This window comes from Pseudoalteromonas sp. SG44-1, from assembly GCF_014164315.1.
GTDB lineage: Bacteria > Pseudomonadota > Gammaproteobacteria > Enterobacterales > Alteromonadaceae > Pseudoalteromonas > Pseudoalteromonas rhizosphaerae.
Map to the genome: position 1 here is coordinate 20,822 of NZ_JACJEW010000042.1, position 18,047 is coordinate 38,868.

General features: G+C 41.4%; 14 protein-coding genes. 6 read left to right on the forward strand and 8 right to left on the reverse strand.

Annotation, left to right across the window (positions count from 1 at the left end; all coding sequences use genetic code 11):
- Nucleotides 1-2: 2 nt before the first annotated feature.
- Nucleotides 3-305: a metalloregulator ArsR/SmtB family transcription factor gene (locus H5187_RS17230; protein WP_149983086.1), complete on the reverse strand. Its 303-nt coding sequence runs from the start codon at nucleotides 303-305 to the stop codon at nucleotides 3-5.
- A 130-nt stretch (nucleotides 306-435) separates the two neighbouring features.
- Here H5187_RS17230 and H5187_RS17235 point away from each other — a divergent pair, with 130 nt between their 5' ends.
- From H5187_RS17235 to H5187_RS17245, 3 genes are all read left to right on the forward strand, one after another.
- Nucleotides 436-624 (forward strand): DUF2892 domain-containing protein, encoded by a 189-nt coding sequence (locus H5187_RS17235; RefSeq protein ID WP_149983085.1) that lies wholly within the window; start codon nucleotides 436-438, stop codon nucleotides 622-624.
- A gap of 1 nt (nucleotide 625) precedes the next feature.
- Nucleotides 626-970, forward strand: a complete 345-nt coding sequence (locus H5187_RS17240) for a rhodanese-like domain-containing protein (RefSeq protein WP_182762006.1) — start codon at nucleotides 626-628, stop codon at nucleotides 968-970.
- 79 nt (nucleotides 971-1,049) lie between these two features.
- Nucleotides 1,050-2,831, forward strand: coding sequence for an alkaline phosphatase (locus H5187_RS17245; RefSeq protein WP_182785089.1), 1,782 nt, complete (start codon nucleotides 1,050-1,052; stop codon nucleotides 2,829-2,831).
- Between the two features lie 87 nt (nucleotides 2,832-2,918).
- Here the strand turns inward: H5187_RS17245 and H5187_RS17250 are convergent, their stop codons facing one another.
- On the reverse strand, nucleotides 2,919-3,809 hold the full coding sequence (locus H5187_RS17250; RefSeq protein WP_182798089.1) for a DMT family transporter: 891 nt from the start codon (nucleotides 3,807-3,809) through the stop codon (nucleotides 2,919-2,921).
- Between the two features lie 426 nt (nucleotides 3,810-4,235).
- Nucleotides 4,236-4,781, reverse strand: a complete 546-nt coding sequence (locus H5187_RS17255; protein WP_182719217.1) for a PH domain-containing protein — start codon at nucleotides 4,779-4,781, stop codon at nucleotides 4,236-4,238.
- 215 nt (nucleotides 4,782-4,996) lie between these two features.
- On the opposite strand from H5187_RS17255, the gene H5187_RS17260 reads away from it, so the two are divergent.
- A complete protein-coding gene (locus H5187_RS17260; RefSeq protein ID WP_182798090.1) occupies nucleotides 4,997-5,920 on the forward strand; it encodes a homocysteine S-methyltransferase family protein in 924 nt (307 codons plus the stop codon).
- A gap of 25 nt (nucleotides 5,921-5,945) precedes the next feature.
- On the forward strand, nucleotides 5,946-7,271 hold the full coding sequence (locus tag H5187_RS17265) for a basic amino acid/polyamine antiporter (protein ID WP_182798091.1): 1,326 nt from the start codon (nucleotides 5,946-5,948) through the stop codon (nucleotides 7,269-7,271).
- A gap of 127 nt (nucleotides 7,272-7,398) precedes the next feature.
- Here H5187_RS17265 and H5187_RS17270 read toward each other — a convergent pair whose 3' ends face one another.
- The 5 genes from H5187_RS17270 to H5187_RS17290 form a co-directional block, all read right to left on the reverse strand.
- Nucleotides 7,399-11,709, reverse strand: coding sequence for an alpha-1,6-glucosidase domain-containing protein (locus tag H5187_RS17270; RefSeq protein WP_182798092.1), 4,311 nt, complete (start codon nucleotides 11,707-11,709; stop codon nucleotides 7,399-7,401).
- A 21-nt stretch (nucleotides 11,710-11,730) separates the two neighbouring features.
- Nucleotides 11,731-14,613 (reverse strand): TonB-dependent receptor, encoded by a 2,883-nt coding sequence (locus H5187_RS17275; protein ID WP_182798093.1) that lies wholly within the window; start codon nucleotides 14,611-14,613, stop codon nucleotides 11,731-11,733.
- A gap of 303 nt (nucleotides 14,614-14,916) precedes the next feature.
- Nucleotides 14,917-15,534: a LysE family translocator gene (locus H5187_RS17280; RefSeq protein WP_145241971.1), complete on the reverse strand. Its 618-nt coding sequence runs from the start codon at nucleotides 15,532-15,534 to the stop codon at nucleotides 14,917-14,919.
- A gap of 9 nt (nucleotides 15,535-15,543) precedes the next feature.
- On the reverse strand, nucleotides 15,544-15,732 hold the full coding sequence (locus H5187_RS17285) for a hypothetical protein (protein WP_145241973.1): 189 nt from the start codon (nucleotides 15,730-15,732) through the stop codon (nucleotides 15,544-15,546).
- An 11-nt stretch (nucleotides 15,733-15,743) separates the two neighbouring features.
- The gene (locus tag H5187_RS17290; protein WP_145241975.1) at nucleotides 15,744-16,142 is read right to left on the reverse strand and encodes a DUF3224 domain-containing protein; all 399 of its coding nucleotides are present in this window, start codon (nucleotides 16,140-16,142) and stop codon (nucleotides 15,744-15,746) included.
- Nucleotides 16,143-16,220: 78 nt separating this feature from the next.
- On the opposite strand from H5187_RS17290, the gene H5187_RS17295 reads away from it, so the two are divergent.
- Complete coding sequence (locus H5187_RS17295; protein ID WP_182785084.1) at nucleotides 16,221-18,002, forward strand: ABC transporter transmembrane domain-containing protein; 1,782 nt, start codon at nucleotides 16,221-16,223, stop codon at nucleotides 18,000-18,002.
- Nucleotides 18,003-18,047 lie beyond the last annotated feature (45 nt).

The following is an 18,047-nucleotide window of genomic DNA, read 5'->3' on the forward strand; positions in this document are numbered from 1 at the left end:
GGTTATTCCTTACAAAATAAACCATAGAGCGTGGCTAACATAGCCTGTGCGTTGTCGTTAATCACCCGATAATAGATGGTCTGGCTTTCGCGACGAGTACTAACAATATTTGCTTTTCGTAGTGCAGCCAAATGCTGCGATAAAGCAGACTGTGCAAGTGGTACAGCCGCATTTAATTCAGAAACACTCATTTCACGCCCCTGCAAAGAGCACAAAATCATTAAACGGTTTTTATTTGCTAAAATTTTTAATAGCTGCTCAGCATGCTCTACGTTATTAGCCATAGCTGCAAAGTCGATAGTCATAGTTCCACTCTTATATTCAAAGTACAGCAGATTATAGTTAGCTATATTAGAAAAGTCTAATATTATAATTTACTAATGTAGCTTTATCTAATATATTAAATAGTAACAGTCACTATTACTAAGGTTAACCGTGAAACTAAACGATGCTCTTCGCTTGATAGCAGGTGTAATGATTTGCATATCATTGTTACTACAGCAATTTCATGATCCATTGTGGATTTGGTTTACAGTGTTTATTGCTCTAAACTTAATTCAATCAGCATTTAGTAAATGGTGCCCGATGATCACTCTTTTAAAAAAACTAGGTTTCGAGGAATAACATGCTTACTTCAATCCCAGATCTAATGAAAATAATTACGCCAAATCAACGCCGCATTGAGGCTACACAGGCCAAGCAAGAAATTGCTGGCAACAAAGGGCTATTAATTGACGTACGTGAACCCGCCGAACATGCGGCAAAAGCAGCTATCGGCGCAATTAATATTCCCCGAGGTTTACTAGAAATGAAGTTAATGGAAATCGAAAAAGACCCAGCTCGGCCAATTTACTTACACTGCGCCAGTGGCGCACGCGCAACATTAAGCGCTGAAGCACTTACCCGCGTTGGTTATGAAAACGTCACCGTTATTACCTGTCATGCAGAACAGGTTTGCCAAGTATTTTAATGCAATTGGCATAACAGCTTCACATAAAAGTCATACTGGTCGGATAAGCTCTTACTTTTAAATTTAGCGGTACAGAGCAATGACGTTTACACGAAGAAATTTTTTAAAAGCCTCGGCGGCAGGATTTGGTGTCGCCGTTTTATCATTAGGATTAACAGCTTGTCGGTTTGATGATGAAGATGACGACATTCTTGACGTAAGCTTTGCTCATGGTGTTGCCAGTGGTGATCCATTAGCTGACAGCCTAATTCTGTGGACTCGTGTAACCCCTCTAGATCCAACAACCACCAGCATTAAAGTACAATGGCAAGCAGCAACCGACCCTAACTTTGCTAATATCAGCCACAATGGTGAAACACATATAAGTGCAGCTACAGACTTCACCCTAAAAGTCGACTTACAAGGCTTAAACGCCAACACCACTTACTATTATCGCTTTAAATCGAATGGCAAAACCTCACCTATTGGTGCAGGTAAAACACTACCAACAGGCAGCATTGATAAAGTGAAATTTGCTGTTATATCGTGTGCCAACTACCCCGCAGGCTTTTTCCATGTGTATGGTGAAATAGCCAAGCAAACAGACATAGACGCTGTATTGCATTTAGGTGATTACATCTATGAATACGGCAATGATGGCTACGCTACTGAAGATGCTGGTATTTTAGGCCGTTTACTGCCAGAAGATAACAGTGACGAAATAATTAGCTTAGCTGATTACCGTAACCGCTATGCCCACTATCGTACTGATTCAAACTTACAAGCTGCGCATAGTAACTGTGCATTTATTACTGTGTGGGATGACCACGAAATTACCAATGACACATGGCGAAATGGCGCAGAAAACCATAATGAAGGCGAAGGTGAATTTAGCGAACGTAAGCTACATGCCCTACAGGCCTATTTTGAATGGATGCCAATTCGTAATGTAGCAGATAAAGAACGAATTTACCGTCGCTTTGAGTTTGGTAATTTAGTCTCTTTATACATGCTAGACACGCGTGTACTCGCCCGTGATGAACAGCTAAACTATGCTGATTTTGACCTAACCAGTGCACAAGGACAAAGTGATTTTGCAAACGCACTAAGCTCACCATCGCGCGCATTACTTGGCAATGAGCAGCTAACATGGCTCACTGATGGCATGACAACATCAAACTCAAAATGGCAGGTACTTGGCCAACAAGTACTGATGACCAAAATGCATTTGCCGTTTGAAGTACTGCAACTACTAGTGAGCTTACAAATAAGTCAAGCAAATGGCGGCGACACAAATGCATTATTAGCACAAGCATCGGCATTATTTGCTGAACTTGCACAAATCAAAGGCCGTGTGCTTGCAGGCGATCCAAGTGTTACTGATGTCGAACGTGCCCGAGTTGATACTACTGCACCATACAATTTAGATGCATGGGATGGTTACGCCTACGAACGTGAAGTGCTGCTTGGTACTGCCATTGCCGCACAAAAGAACTTAGTGGTTTTAGCGGGTGATACTCATAACGGTTGGGCTGGGCAATTAGTTACTGATGCTGCAAACCCAATTGCAGCGTCACAAAATGCCGGTGTAGAATTTGCTACCTCTTCTGTGTCTTCGCCTGGTCTTGAAGAATATCTAGCACTGAATACGCAAGGGCCAGAAGCAACCGCACAAATGGAGCAAGTAATCCCATTATTGGTTAATGATTTAATCTATAACAACCTCGTAGATCGTGGCTACTTAACCGTTACTTTTACCCCAGAGCAAGCCACCGCTAAGTGGAATTACGTGAGCAGCATTAAAACCGCTTCATACGAAATGCAAACCGAGCGCAGTAAAGAACTACGTATGCTAGCAGGTCAGCCAGTAATACAAGGGTAAAGATTCTAGGTGCTAGGAAAAAGCTTTAGATGAAAGATTAAAACAGCCCGGCGATCACTTGATCGCCGGAATTTTTGCGTTACGACTTTAATCATTGGTAATTCCTTTCATATTCTTAGTGTCGCTATTCCTCTCAAAGTGCATGAATAAAACATGAGCGATACTTGATAGCACGATCAATACAATGCCTGCGATACCCAATAAAGTTTGAGTTTGTTGAAGAAAAATGTAGCCCAAAATACTAGAAAATAGAATTTGCGCATATTCAAGCGGCATTAGCTTAGATAAGTCACTTTTATTAAAAGCGAAAAAACGTGCTGCAAGTTTAGTAATAAGGAGCCCACCATATAGCATAATTAGTAGAGCACTATTTGTACCTAAAGGTTTCCACACAAAAATAGCGACGGGTAATAAGATAATCGCCGAATAGAGGGGAGCAAAAACCATTTGAGGCACAACTTTCTCTGCATTGCCTATTTTCTTTAAATTAATATTATAAATGACTAAAATAGCTACCGCTGACAGTGCAAAGATCAATCCTAGATAGAGGTTTTGCTGCGTTACTTGGCTCGCCATTAGTTTTGGAGAAAGCAGCATCATCACTCCAGCTAAATTCAAAATAATAGCGATATAGACATAGGCTTTTGGTTTTTCTCTAAAGATAAACACCGACAAAATGGACGTTATAAGTGGCACAAAAAAGTTAATCGCGGTTACTTCCGCTAAACTTAGATATTGCAGAGCATAAAACAAACATATTGTTGAACTAACACCAAGCAGTCCTCTGAAAATATGTAGCTTCATTTTTTGGGGTTTGATATTTTCCCATTTGCCTTTCGAGAATAATATAATGGCCGCACAAGCTGCAATTACATTAACCAAAAAGACAACTTGGAATGGGCTGATAGCTTTACCTAAAAAACCACCGATTAGTAACATCACACTTAAGATAAATGAATCTGACAACATCCAAATCACTGCGGTTGACTCTTTACTAGCCATTTAACTTCTCTCCATGTGTTTGTGTAGCACAAATATATGCTACAAAATTAGAGTCCTATTAGAAATCAACTACTTTGACCCCTAATAAAGCTGCATCCTTTTCAGATAAAACCGCTTTAAATTACACCCATAAAAGGTACAAGGCAAGAGGTTTAGAGATAATTTGAGCTAATAGCATAAGACACTTTGGGAGGGTTAAAACAAAAGAAGGCCCTTGCTGTTAATGAAAAAGTTCAGATATTGGCCTTACGTTATCACACCCAAAAAATAATGACTTATTTGCTTAATAGTCACGGTTTTTGTACAAAAAATCTTTACGTGATTTATTCACAAAGAGGTTAAGAGGCACTGTAATGTGGGGGGAGAACAACCTAAACAACACAGTATAATATAAAGCTGTTCTCACTTTTTATCATCCAGCATTGTCACTAACATTTGTTCAATATTTTTCACACTGTAAGTAAGTGCGCGTATTAGCTCAACTTGGCTTTGTGGTTCATGATCAGCCGATTTTGTAGTTGACTGCTGTGCGGTTAGATTATCTTTTTGAGTTAAGATTGCCTCGCGAAACTCACTGGCATCAACTACCCCAAGTAACGATACTAATGCGCCATGACCAGACTGACCTGCGGTTTCAAAACTCAAGCGGTACAAACCAAACAAGCGCATCAGTGGACCTTGGCTTAACCCGACGTCAGTTATTTTTTCAAGTGGGATGGATTTTTCTTCTTTGAAAAATACACCGCGCTTAACAACTAGCTTTCGCTCTAATAAGTTAGCTGACATAGCTGCCAATATTCGCCCTGCCACCAGCCAGATAATGAAAGCGACGAATGGGATAAATGGAATTCCCACCAAACACAATACACAAGTGATAACTCCAAGCACTACCCAGTATGATTTTACTTTAGAGTCGAATTTAGCACTTTTTAAAATAGGGGTACTCATAGCTTACTCTTAATTTGATTAAACATTTAAATTACGTGATCACTGAGTTGAATGCAATTTAGCTAAATTGTTACCCTATTACGAAGTATTGCCAATAAACCTAAAAGATTAACACAAAGGGTTGTTTAAACAGGTCGTGTGTTCTATATTCTCGCAATCGGATTTATAGACGTCTAAACATCCACAACAAGATTATCTCATACAGAGGAAGCGCAATGACAACTCACACCTTAACTTTACTTGATGGCGGCATGAGCCGAGAGCTCACCCGCATTGGCGCTCCCTTTCAACAGCCTGAGTGGTCTGCGCTTGCCATAATAGAGGCGCCTGAAAAAGTAACCCAAGCACACAGTAACTTTATTCAAAGTGGTGCCAATATTATTACCACAAATAGCTATGCGTTAGTACCTTTTCACATTGGCGAAGAGCGCTTTGCACAATCAGCCAAATCACTTGCTGCAACAGCTGGCCAAGCCGCAAAAGACGCTGTAATACAAAATAATATAGGAACTAAAATCGCAGCCAGTTTACCACCTATGTTTGGCTCTTATCGTCCAGATTTATACCAAGCTGATCAACTTAGTCGTATCGCAACGCCTTTAATCGAAGGTTTAGCGCCTTATGCTGATTTATGGCTAATAGAAACGCAAAGCCTTATTCAAGAAGCGCTAGATATAAACACGTTAATTAACCAGATCTGCAACAACCAAAAACCGGTATGGGTTGCTTTTACCCTTGAAGATGAACAACCAAGTAATCAAGCAACTCTGCGCTCAGGAGAATCTGTAAAAGATGCAGTAACTGCCATGCTAAATGCAAAGGTAACGGGCATTTTATTTAACTGCTGCCAACCAGAGGTTATTGAGCATGCTTTAACCGTAACCTTAGATGTTTTAAAAGACCTGCAGGCAGAGCACGTACAAATAGGTGCGTATGCGAATGCATTTGCACCACAAACTAAAGAAGCTATGGCTAACGAAGGTTTAGATGAAGTACGAGAAGATCTAACCCCTCTTTCATATCTAGAGTGGGCTAAAAAGTGGCATCAACAAGGCGCCACCCTAATTGGAGGTTGCTGTGGTATTGGACCTGAGCATATAGCCCAATTAAACCATCACTTTGCGCCTTTAAAAGGTTAGTAATTAACACAGTATAAGCAGTCAAATGAAAGAAAATAAAATTGGATTAGTAGCGCTAACCGCGCTGGTATTTAGCGCCATGGTGGGTGCGGGTATATTTAGTTTGCCACAAAATATGGCTGAAGTTGCGGGCGTAAATGCAGTGTTAGTTGGCTGGCTTATTACTGGTGTTGGTATTTTGCTACTTGCTGGATGTTTTTTGCAACTCTCTCGCGCTAAACCTGAACTTGATGGCGGTATTTATATTTATGCCCGAGAAGGTTTTGGCGAGCTTGCTGGATTTTTATCTGCATGGGGCTATTGGCTGTGTGCCACCATTGGTGTTGTTGGTTATTTAGTTGTGGCGTTTGCTGCTTTAGGTGCATTTATTGATACCCCAGAACGCACTCTATTTGGCGATGGTAATACTTTTGCAGCCTTTATCGGTGAATCTATTATTTTATGGGCTGTGCATTTCATTATTGTTAGAGGCATTAAGCAAGCCTCTTTTGTAAACCTACTTGGCACCATAGCTAAAGTGATACCCTTATTATTATTTATAGGCTTTGCTTACGCGTACTTTGACCCCGCAATATTTAAAGCAAATCAAAGTAATGTCAGCGTGAAAACTGATTTTATTGAACAAGTAAAAAACACTATGCTAATTACTTTATGGGTGTTTACTGGCATTGAAGGTGCGGCAGTTCTTTCGGCTCGAGCTAAAAACCGTAAAGACATAGGCCTTGCCACATTTATAGGCGTGATTGCTGCGCTAATTTTATATATAGCCATCACTATGTTGGCATTTGGGTTAATGAGTCAGGCCAATATTACAGAGCTTAGTAACCCTTCAATGGCAGGTATTATGGCAATGATAACAGGGACCAGTGGTAAAGTTATTATTAGCGCGGGACTTATTGTGTCTGTATTAGCCTCTTATTTAAGTTGGATTATTTATGCTGCAGAAGTACCTAACAGCGCAGCCAAATATGGCGCATTTCCTAACATATTTAAGCAACAAAATAGCAATGGGACATCTATTGCATCACTGACCTTAACCAGCCTAACTGTTCAGCTTTGCTTAGTGCTTATTTTATTTACTGGTAAAAGCTATAACACCTTAGTTCTTGTTTCTACGTCCATGATATTAGTGCCTTACTTTTTAGTGGCCGCTTACATGGTAAAAGTAGTCTTTGCAAAAAAGCTTTCTGTTGCTATTAAGCTGATGGGCTTTGGTGCCAGTATTTATGGACTATGGTTAGTATATGCTGCGGGGCTAAACACGCTGCTGCTATCTGTTATTTTATACATTCCTGGCATCATGCTATTTATGTATAGCCGTAAACAATTTAAGTTAAATAAAAATGCTTAAAATCAGTGCATTAAAAACATTCACCCGAGTTCAGGTTAAGCCTTTTAATGAAATTTTAAATAAGTAGGCACTAAAAAAGCCGAGCATACAGGGTTATGCTCAGCTTAAGCCTAGGAAAATATAATCACTACTGTTTAGTAATAAGTAGGTTCATATTGTCCTTATCTGGGCCAATCACTTTAAACGTATAATTACCTGATTCGGTAATACTCAGCGCTATATTGCCACCTATCACTTCAAGCAACATTATCTCGTTAATATTAACTATTGGTGCATCGCCTACCCCGCCGTAGTCCACAGTGTTCCAATCTTCAGAGGCTATTTTAAACTCATAATCACCGGCATCTAAATCAAGTGATGTACTATAAATAGCATTCCCTTGATAGATTAGGGGGTTGTCGGTACCCCAGCCATTTAAGCTGCCACGTAAGTAAACTTGAGTGTCTGCAAACATTTGCGCATTAAATACACTCAGCGTGGGTGCATTCAAATCACTGGCATCAAAAATGAACTGATATTCGCCCTCGGTTGCAACATCCATCGTCATATTAGCGCCTTTAACAGCTAATAACTTATCTTCGGCAACGGTTACGATTGCATCCGCTTCACCGGAACCATAATCAACGGTATCCCAATCTTCAGAAGCAATTTTAAATTCATAACTGCCTACACTGAGTATTTTAGTAAAGGTATAAACGCCTTTACCTTGATAGATTAACTCATCACTGGTGCCCCATTCATTTAAGCTGCCACGAACAAATACAGGCGTGCCAACGAATCGTTCTTCGTTATAAATTCTCAGCGTTGGATTGTCTTTATCGCTGGCATCAAACGAGAATACATAAGTTGCATCAATTGCGGCATTAAAGGTCATATTCGCGCCACTGCGCATTAAAGGCTCGGTTTGATTTTCCAACACTGCTTTATCAGCATCAGACAGCGCGCCAAAATCCACACTCGACCAATCTTCAGAGGCAATTTTAAATTCATAATCTCCCGCAGTTAAAGTAATAGCGATACGGTATTCACTATTGCCCATATACTCAAAGCTGTCAGCTGTGCCCCAATCATTTAAACTACCTCGCACATATACTGTGGTGCTGCCAAAAGGCACTACGTCTGGCGCGCCCACTGTTGCATTCGCACTTAAGCCTACACCTTGGTTCTCGCCTTGTGGTTTTACAAATACCGCGATTGTATAAGCTGGGACTGTAAATGTACCGTCGGTTTCACTGGCAGTAAAACTCACTCCAAACATACTGCTATCGGTGCTGTTTTTAAGTATTGGATGTAATTCAAACCCAGCAGCGGTTGGTACTGTATGTGAAAGCGCTTGCTCAGTTGCATTAATTACTACTACGAGCGCGTCAACTTGGTTATCTAAATCTGCAAAACCTTGACCGTCATCAATGCTCATTACAATCAAACCATGTTGCTGGTTTTTACCAACATTGTGAAAACCTACACGGTCAATAACATCTTGCTCTGTGGTTAATCTAAATAATGGGCTGCTACTACGAATAGCTAAAAACTCTTGGAACACATCCCCTGCGTAAGCTATATCTTGCGGCTGTGCAGCAGCTTGTGGATTACCTGAGAGCTTAATGATTTCAGGCCATTTCTGTTGGTTTTTCTCAGCATTAGGTAAACCAATATTCCAATTATTATTTTCTTTCGTTAAATCTACCGCATTAAACCAATCCCCTGCATTGTAGCTATCACGATCCATTGATTTTGAGCGTAGTAAATCAGCCCCAAGTTGCATAAACGGGATACCTTGGCTTACTAACGGAATTGCTAATGCCATATTATGCGCACGCACTCGTTGCTCAATACTCATACTTGTTGCATGTTTATATTGCAGTTGATCCCATAAGGTTTCGTTATCGTGCTTTGATACGTAGTTAATGCTGTCAGCAGGGTCTAAAGCATAAACCGTCGGCTGCGTATTCCAGCTAAAGCTATTACCTTTTGCCGAATTACCTTTAAAGTCTTTCAGGATATAGTTTTGTAAATTACCCGCCAGTGATAAACGCAGAGTATCTTGGTCTGCTAAATTACCATCGGTCGGGTTATTGCTAAACATAGCCCCACCGCGCACAGCTTCACGGATGCGGTCATTGAATGTGCCAACTTCAGAGCCTGCCATATCAGCTTGCTTAGCTTGAGTGAACAATCGGTTATTAGCGACTTCACCAAAATCCCAGCCTTCGCCATAAAAGTAGTTGTCAGGGTCAACAGCTTGCACCGCTTCACGCGCTGCTAAAATTGATGATTTAGGCATGTGCCCCATAACATCAAAGCGAAAGCTATCGTAGCCAAAGTCGCGAGCAAGTATGACTAGTGAATCGCTAACAAATTTATCCATCATTACATGTTCAGTCGCGGTGTTTTCACAACAGGTTGAACGCTCGATATCGCCCGTTACTTCGCTGTATCTGTGGTAATAACCCGGTACGAGTTTATCAAACACTGATTTTTCCCAAATGCCTGATGACGTTGTATGGTTGTATACCACATCAAGAACCACGCGAAGGCCGATCTCTTGAAGTGACTGTACCATGGCGCGTGTCTCTTTAACCCGGGCAACCCCTTCACTGCTTGATGCATACGAACCTTCTGGGGCAATAAAGTGATGCGGGTCGTAACCCCAGTTAAAACCGTCTAAATCACGCATCGCGCTGGCAAGTGCTTGAGCATCATCAGAACCCGGAAAGTAGCTTTGCATTAAATCAGCAATGATACTGTTTTTATTTTCGATTTTACAAGCATCGGCGGCATCGTCTATTCGCTCACATAACTTACCAAGGGTGTCAATGATTTCAACGCGCTTATCCGCATCTTCTTCAATGGTGCCAATGTCTGTTACAGGGAGTAAGTGAAAATGCGTTAAACCTTTGTCAGCTAGTTGCTTAAGGTGCTGCATAGGGATGCTTTCAAGCTCAGTAAATGCTAAATATTTACCTTGGTTTGCTGCGCTTACTGACGTATCGCGAATACTAAAATCACGTACATGACCTTCATAGATAATGGCATCTTCCGGGTTGGTAATTGTTGGTACACTGCGCTCATCCCAGCCTTGTGGTTTGGTATCGTCATCATTTAAGTTGATCAACTGCGAATACAGGCCATTGCTTGATACATTCAGTGAGTAAGGATCGGTACTCCATAAACTTTCAATCGCTTGAGTAGTAGGGTGGTAAACATCAAACGCATAGCGGTAATAATGACGGTCGTATTTGCTGTCTAAACTCACTGACCAAATACCTGTATTGCTGTCTAACGTCATGGCAGTGCTATGTACTTGTGCTTTATCGGCGTCAAATACATTAAGCATCATATTGCTAGCGGTTGGTGCCCATACTGAAACATCAATTGCATTGTTATTATAATGCACGCCTAGCATGGCTTCATTTGCGTCGTTTTCACCTTGGGTGTAAAGTGCATCAAGGGCTTTGGCGGTTTGCACAAAACTTGCTTCAAGTAGCTTGCCTTCTGCATCGTAGCCCGCTACAACGAGCTGTTGTTTTATAAGTTGTTTTGCAGTAGCGGCATCCCAATTACCTTGATAGGCAGTCCAATCTGTTAAGTGCGGTACTTTCGCTGCTTGTGCATCGGTTAAACTCGTTGCCATTAATTCAACGGTTTCACCATTTAAGCCAGTATCAACATCAACAACCAAATCGGCAGCAGCTGATGAATGCAGCTTAATAATCTGCGTAAGCTCATTGCTTGGCTTATACAGCACAGTATTTAAATCAATCCAGTGTGCTGATGCACCGTCAATTGCAACCGGGCGTTCGCCAAGCGCTTCTACTGGGTATTCAAATACTGTTGGCTCACCATCAAAGGTAAAGTTCATACGTACAAAACGCTCGTCGTCCTGCATCAGTGGCATGGTTAAATCCACATCACCATGGGCTTTACCTGAACCTTCTGTGCCAATATGAATAATAAAATTAGCGCACTCGGTATAACCGTCTTTTAGCGCGACAATCCAATAAGCTCCATAGTTTGGATCGACACCATTATATTCATGGCCATTAGCCCAATCGGTGGCATCAAACGGCGGCGCGTAAGCATCACAGCCGTCGGTATTCCAAGAGTGTAAACGATAGCCTTCGTACCCTTCATTCTTATCACGTTTATAAAATAATACGGCTTCATTTTCCCCGGCGAATACCACTGGGTCTGGTAAGTCGGGGTTATAGCCACTGGTACAGCTTTCATTATTTGCATCTGGAAACAGCGGTGCGTCACAAGAGATAGGCTCAGGAGCAACACATTGAGTGCCTGCTGCATTAGGGACTTGCGGTACATCACAAGTCAATAAGGCTTGGCCTGCTTTTACATCGCTACTGCCTGAGCCTCCACAGCCAAACAGTAGTGTTAAGCTCACTGCTAATAGCAAATGAGTCAATTTAGTTATTTTATTCATTATTTATGCTCCAATTTGCTATTAGTGGCTATAGGTAAAACCTAAATAAACCTGACGACCAAAGTACTGGGTAGTACCGGTGATGTTTTCATTGCCAAAGTAACTTTGGGTTGGTTCATCAGTAAGATTATTAACCTGTAGCAACATGCCAAATGAGTCTGTAAATTGATAAGAGGTTTGAAAATCGACCACGGTCTCGGCATCAAAATTAACCACTTGCTCATTGATCGCCACTTGCTCTGAAACAAAGTCTGAGCGGTAACGCACATTAAGGCGGGTTTCAAAATTATCTAAGCTGTAAAATAAAGTGCCGTTTAACACGTTTTTAGACAAACCAGGTAAACCTTGTGTAACCGTTTCACCACCTAAGCTGGTGATAGATTCAACTTCGCTCTCGGTGTATGAATAGCTACCGTTAAACCCAAGGCCATCAAACGGCGCGGGTAAAAACGAAAATACTTGCGTGTAGGCAAGTTCAATACCGCGAATATAACCGCCATTGGCGTTATTTACCGCCGTTGTGTAAGTGCCGTTAGTTGTGGCAACTTGCTCACCACTGACTGGATTTTCTATATAGTCAGGGACGTTAAAACCATTACCTTTAAAGTCAAACCCTTCAATGGCGATGGTATCGATAAACGAATCGATGTTTTTATAAAAACCTGCGATCACTAGCGCACCATCTGACTCATCAAAATAATGCTCGTAAGAGATATCGTATTGGTCGGCATAAAATGGTTTTAAGAATGGATTATTGGTACTTGAGCCGTTAATTTTGCCGCTGGTTTTATCAGCCTGCGCACTGGCGTCCCCCGCTAGGCGATTAATCGGTGGGCGCGACATTACTTTAGCCGCCGCAAAGCGTAATTGCGTATTATCCGTTAGCTGAAAGTTTAAATTAAGGGATGGCAGATAATCGGTATAAGTTGTGCCAAGTACATTAGGTAAATAATTTTTATTTATGATGCCGATACTGTCGGTAATGTTTTGTGCACCGAGTGATAAATCGCCATTAACATTTTCTAAAATAGTGGCCGATTGGTCGGTATCAACACGGCGAATACCAATATTACCCAGTACTGGCATAGTACCAATTTCAGTATTAATATTAAGCATGGCGTAGGCTGAAAGCACTTCTTCATACACTGAGCCACTTTGTAGCATGGTCCATGAGTAGTTAGTGGTGTAACCTTGCGAGTCAACTACCCCATCTGCATTACCCCAAGTTTTAACTGGCTCTGGTGCGCCTTCAGGAAACCAAGCATTAAGCGCTTTGTCTAAATCAATCGCCAAATATGATGGGAAATAACTAAAGTCACCTTCCCAGTCAACGACATTTACCATGTCATTGGTTAAACGCAGTGGCGGCTCACTCACTGAAAAATCACCATCATTACCGTATTCAAACACTGAGCGGTTATTGCTGTATTCGCGATCTGAATAACGCGCGCCAAATTCAACAGAGCTAAACCAGCTGTTATTCAGCTCGTATTTAAAATCAAGACGATAAGCGCTTACTTCATCTTCATTTTGATAAGGGTAAATACCGTATTTACTAACCATTACTCGGTCGATATCGCTAAATGCAGCCGCTTGATTAAAGCCTACATCAGGTAAATTTAAACCATTAAGTTGGTAGTTTATTGATACGTTTTTATCTAACACAGGTTCTTCGGCTGAGGCGTCTTCGGCAACCAACGCCCACAATAAGCCATTGCGAAAGTTACTTTTAGCCCGTGACAGCGACACATCAACATTAACGTTTAAACGTTCTGTCACTTGCCAATCGGCGTTAACACCGTAGCTATCTACTTCATCAAAGTCTTGGTTATCATCATTGACAATTTCAACGCGAGTGTAGCCTTTTGAAGTACGATTAACAGAGGCACCAACTACTGAATTTCCCTCTAGCTGAGCGTTTGTATAAGTGGCCGTTGGGCCACCTAATTTCACTCGTAACCCACGGGCAAATGACTCAGTATCAAAGCGTGATAAAAACACGTCCCCTTTTAATTTAAAATTATCCACCGGTGCCCATTCAATCGCCGCCATATAACCGTTACGGGTTTCTTCTCCACCTAAATGCTGAAGCTCAAAACCTTCGCTGATATACTCATTTTCAGGTTTAAGTTCGGGGCCATTAGTATCATTTGCAACACCATCAACGTCTTTATTATCGTTATAGGCAAGGCCAATAAACTGTGTTGCTACGCTGGGTTGAAATAACCGTGCATAACCAAGTGCGACACCTAAAGTATCGTCAAGATATTTACCTTGATAGGAAAAACTAATGCGGTCGCCAAACTCAGTGGCATCGTTCACCTCTGACGCTCGGTCGTTGTACATACCTCTAGCGTTAACCACAAACTTATGTTGCTGATCATTATCAAGCGGGCTAGCTGTTTGCAGTTCTACCGTACCAGCAACACCACCTTCGATAAGCGATGCTTTTGGTGATTTATACACGGCTGCTGAGCTGATCAATTCAGACGGATATTGGTCAAACTCAATACTACGGCTGCCACTAGTTGATACCTGTTCACGGCCATTTAAAGTTGAAAATACAAATCCACCGGACATACCGCGAATGTTGATTTCTGCCGCTTGCCCGCCGGTTCGTACCGCTGAGATCCCCGGTAACCGAGTGAGCGCATCAGCCATAGATACATCAGGCAAAGCACCTAAGTCATCCGCCGATAACTGCTCAGATACCATATCAGTAAAGCGTTTTTGATTAAGTGATTGGATTAAACTACGACTAAAGCCACGCACTTCAATGACTTCAAGATCTTCTTCTAGTTGTGGTTTTTTTACGGTACTTTGCGCGTCACTTTCAACCGCAGCTAATACACTGCTGGCTGCAAACATTGCGAGCATTAACGCACTTAGTTTGAATTTCCCCATGAGCTTTCTACCCTATTGATTTTATAATTGTGTGCTGTTTGTTTTGAAATTGTGGATAAAATAAAACCAATAAAGTGTAACTAAAAAGTAAAATAAGTGTGATGAATACGTATGCAGCAGTAAGGTCAATAGCTAGCAAGGTGAGGAACTTAGTTTAGAAGTGCTGCGATCATGTAGATAACGTAAAATAAATCGACTGACTAACGGAATAACTCAGTCATAAGCCACTATTACACAGGTGAATTAGAAATTGCTAAAAACAGCTTTAAAGGGAAGTAGTAAGGATTAGTTAAGTTTAATAAACTACACCATTAGCACCACCCTTATTGCTAGACCAATAAAAATCACCGCTAATATTTTATCAAACCATGGGGATGATTTAGTAAAAGCAAAGCGCTTCTTTGAAAGCTCTGTCAATGCTGCAACAATCAGATACCAGCCAGTATCAATAGTAAAAACCGTTAAGCACATAATCAAACCGACCTTAAAGCTGAGATTGGCAGGATCTATAAACTGTGAAAACAGGGCTAAAAAGAATACCGCTAATTTAGGATTTAGAAACGCAATAGCAAAGCCGTCTTGCAAGGCTTGTTTTGCACTGCCACTTTGCTGAGCCACTTTTAACTCACTATTACTTGGTTTGGCTAATAAGATTTTAACCCCTAAATATGCCAAGTACGCTGCACCTAAGTAAACTAACACTTGATACACAGTAGGAAATTGCAACATTAGTGCACCGAGACCAAGTAACGATGCTGCAGCATAAAAACCGACGCCAACACCATGACTCAGCGCTGCCAACATGCCGTTCTTCATACTGCCATGAATGCTGTGTTTTAACACCACAGCCAAACTTGGCCCAGGAGACATTGCACCCATCATACAAATGGCGACTAAGCTTAGCCACAGTGATAACGTCATTTATATTCCTTATAGTTCTTCATTTTCAATAAGTAAGATGTATGCATAAACTTGGCCGTATAATCCTGTAGAGGCGCTAACATTTATTACTTTCCAGCCATCTTGGTTTAATTGATAAATTCGCTCATTAAGTGCGTCAATATCAATACCGCCTCTAAAAAAGCCACGCTGCTTTTTAAACTCAATTATTTTCTGCATGGCTGTATCGCTTATAATTGATACTCAAAATCATAAATGTGTATACCTGCTTCGATGCGAATTGCCATTTTTCCGCTAAGGCCTGCAAGTTCATTACTGCCAGAATCTGGCACCACGTTTAAAATTAATGAATCTTGGCCTTTATCCATAGTGCCAAAATGTTGCAGCACAAAGCTGCCTTGAAGACCTGCAAGTGTGCCAACTACTTGTTCAATTGCCACATAACCGGCACTGCCTTGAGTTGCGGTCATGGCACTGAGCATTTCGCCAGTGCTGGTTGCATCAAGCTCACCTGTAAACGTTTTATCAATCGACATACGACCCAGGTTTACGCCATCAATGCCCTTTGCATAACCTTCAATAGGATTGAGTTTAACGTTAAATTCGCCCGTTACTTTTTCAGTTGTCATGGTTAGTCCCTTAGTTAGTTATTGAAATTATGATTTAAGTAACCATATCTATACCCTATTCATCTAAAAGAATCCACTATGAGCAATAGTAAAACCGAGCAAAAAGACAAAGCTGCTTTTAGTAGTTTAATTCCTATTTTTCAGTTTATTAAGCCGTATAAATGGGTGGTTTTTGCAGCTCTTGCAGCATTACTTGTTACTGCCGGGGTTAATTTATCATTGGGCCAAGGAGTTAAATTTGTTATTGATCACGGCTTTATTGCGGGCTCTCAAGAACAATTAAAACAAGCCATAATCGTGCTAATTGGCTTGATCAGCTTATTAGCCATAGGAACATTCAGCCGTTTTTATTTAATGTCATGGATTGGTGAGCGCGTCAGTAATGATATTCGTAAAGCGGTATTTGATCGCATAGTCACCCTGCACCCGAGTTACTTTGAAGAAAACCGCAGTGGCGAATTAATGTCGCGCTTAACAACCGACACCACTTTGTTGCAATCAATCATTGGCTCGTCATTTTCAATGGCACTGCGCAGCGCTCTGATGCTAGTCGGTGGTTTAGCCATGTTGTTATTTACTAACTTAAAACTCACTTTAGTTGTAGTTGCCTGTGTGCCGCTGGTGTTAGTACCCATGATGATTTTTGGTAAAAAAGTACGCAAACTTGCCAGCTCCAGCCAAGATGCGATTGCCGATATCAGCACTTATGCGGGAGAAATAATTCAAAATATTAAAGTAGTGCAAAGCTATAGCCACGAACAACGCGAACAACACGCTTTTGCACTAGAGACCGAAAAAGCCTTTAACGTTGCGAAAAGCCGTATTAAACAGCGCTCATTTTTAATTGCTGCAGTAATATTTTTGACCTTTAGCGCAATTAGCGTGATGCTCTGGGTAGGTGGCAGTGATGTACTGGCAGGCACAATGACTGGCGGTGAGTTAGGTGCATTTGTGTTTTACGCCATTATGGTCGCGATGTCGGTAGCAACCGTTGCGGAGGTGTATGGCGAGCTACAACGTGCAGCGGGCGCTGCGGCGCGGTTACTTGAACTGCTCGCGGTTAAAAGTGAGATCACGAACCCTACAGTACCACAAGATCAGTTATTAAATAACAACTCTAACGCTCCAGCCATTAGTCTTGATAAAGTAACCTTTAATTATCCATCTCGTCCTGATGTGAGCGCCTTAAAAACTATTTCATTAACGATTGAACAAGGCCAAACAGTAGCAATCGTTGGTCCGTCAGGTGCTGGTAAAACCACGTTATTTGAATTACTACAACGCTTTTATGACCCTGCTGGTGGCGACATTAAGTTTCATGATATTAATATCAAAGATCTATCCCTTAATACACTCAGAAACAGCATGGGCATGGTGGCACAAAACCCGATTTTATTTAGCTCTGATGTGATGCATAACATTCGTTATGGCAACCCAGATGCAAGCGACGAACAAGTATATGCTGCCGCTAAGCATGCTCACGCGGATGAATTTATTGCACAATTACCTAACGGCTACGAGAGCTTTTTAGGCGAGCAAGGGGTGCGCTTATCAGGCGGCCAAAAACAACGAATTGTATTAGCAAGAGCGATATTAAAAGACCCAGAAATACTGTTACTCGATGAAGCAACCAGCGCTTTAGATGCGCAAAGTGAGCATTATGTACAAGCTGCGCTTGAACATTTAATGCAAAACCGTACTACGCTTATCATTGCCCACCGCCTCGCCACAGTAAAACATGCAGATGTTATTGTGGTAATGGAGCACGGAGAGATAATCGCAACAGGTACTCATCAACAATTGCTAGCGAGTAATCCACTTTATCAAAAATTATGTGAGCTGCAGTTTAATAGGGATTGAAGCGGTAAGCGGTAAGCGGTAAGCGGTAAGCGGTAAGCGGTAAGC

Coding starts and splice junctions, on each gene's coding strand:
- H5187_RS17230 (WP_149983086.1), bottom strand. CDS start 305: ATGACTATCGACTTTGCAGCTATGGCTAATAACGTAGAGCATGCTGAG.
- H5187_RS17285 (WP_145241973.1), bottom strand. CDS start 15,732: ATGCAGAAAATAATTGAGTTTAAAAAGCAGCGTGGCTTTTTTAGAGGC.
- H5187_RS17275 (WP_182798093.1), bottom strand. CDS start 14,613: ATGGGGAAATTCAAACTAAGTGCGTTAATGCTCGCAATGTTTGCAGCC.
- H5187_RS17280 (WP_145241971.1), bottom strand. CDS start 15,534: ATGACGTTATCACTGTGGCTAAGCTTAGTCGCCATTTGTATGATGGGT.
- H5187_RS17270 (WP_182798092.1), bottom strand. CDS start 11,709: ATGAATAAAATAACTAAATTGACTCATTTGCTATTAGCAGTGAGCTTA.
- H5187_RS17260 (WP_182798090.1), top strand. CDS start 4,997: ATGACAACTCACACCTTAACTTTACTTGATGGCGGCATGAGCCGAGAG.
- H5187_RS17265 (WP_182798091.1), top strand. CDS start 5,946: ATGAAAGAAAATAAAATTGGATTAGTAGCGCTAACCGCGCTGGTATTT.
- H5187_RS17255 (WP_182719217.1), bottom strand. CDS start 4,781: ATGAGTACCCCTATTTTAAAAAGTGCTAAATTCGACTCTAAAGTAAAA.
- H5187_RS17295 (WP_182785084.1), top strand. CDS start 16,221: ATGAGCAATAGTAAAACCGAGCAAAAAGACAAAGCTGCTTTTAGTAGT.
- H5187_RS17245 (WP_182785089.1), top strand. CDS start 1,050: ATGACGTTTACACGAAGAAATTTTTTAAAAGCCTCGGCGGCAGGATTT.
- H5187_RS17290 (WP_145241975.1), bottom strand. CDS start 16,142: ATGACAACTGAAAAAGTAACGGGCGAATTTAACGTTAAACTCAATCCT.
- H5187_RS17240 (WP_182762006.1), top strand. CDS start 626: ATGCTTACTTCAATCCCAGATCTAATGAAAATAATTACGCCAAATCAA.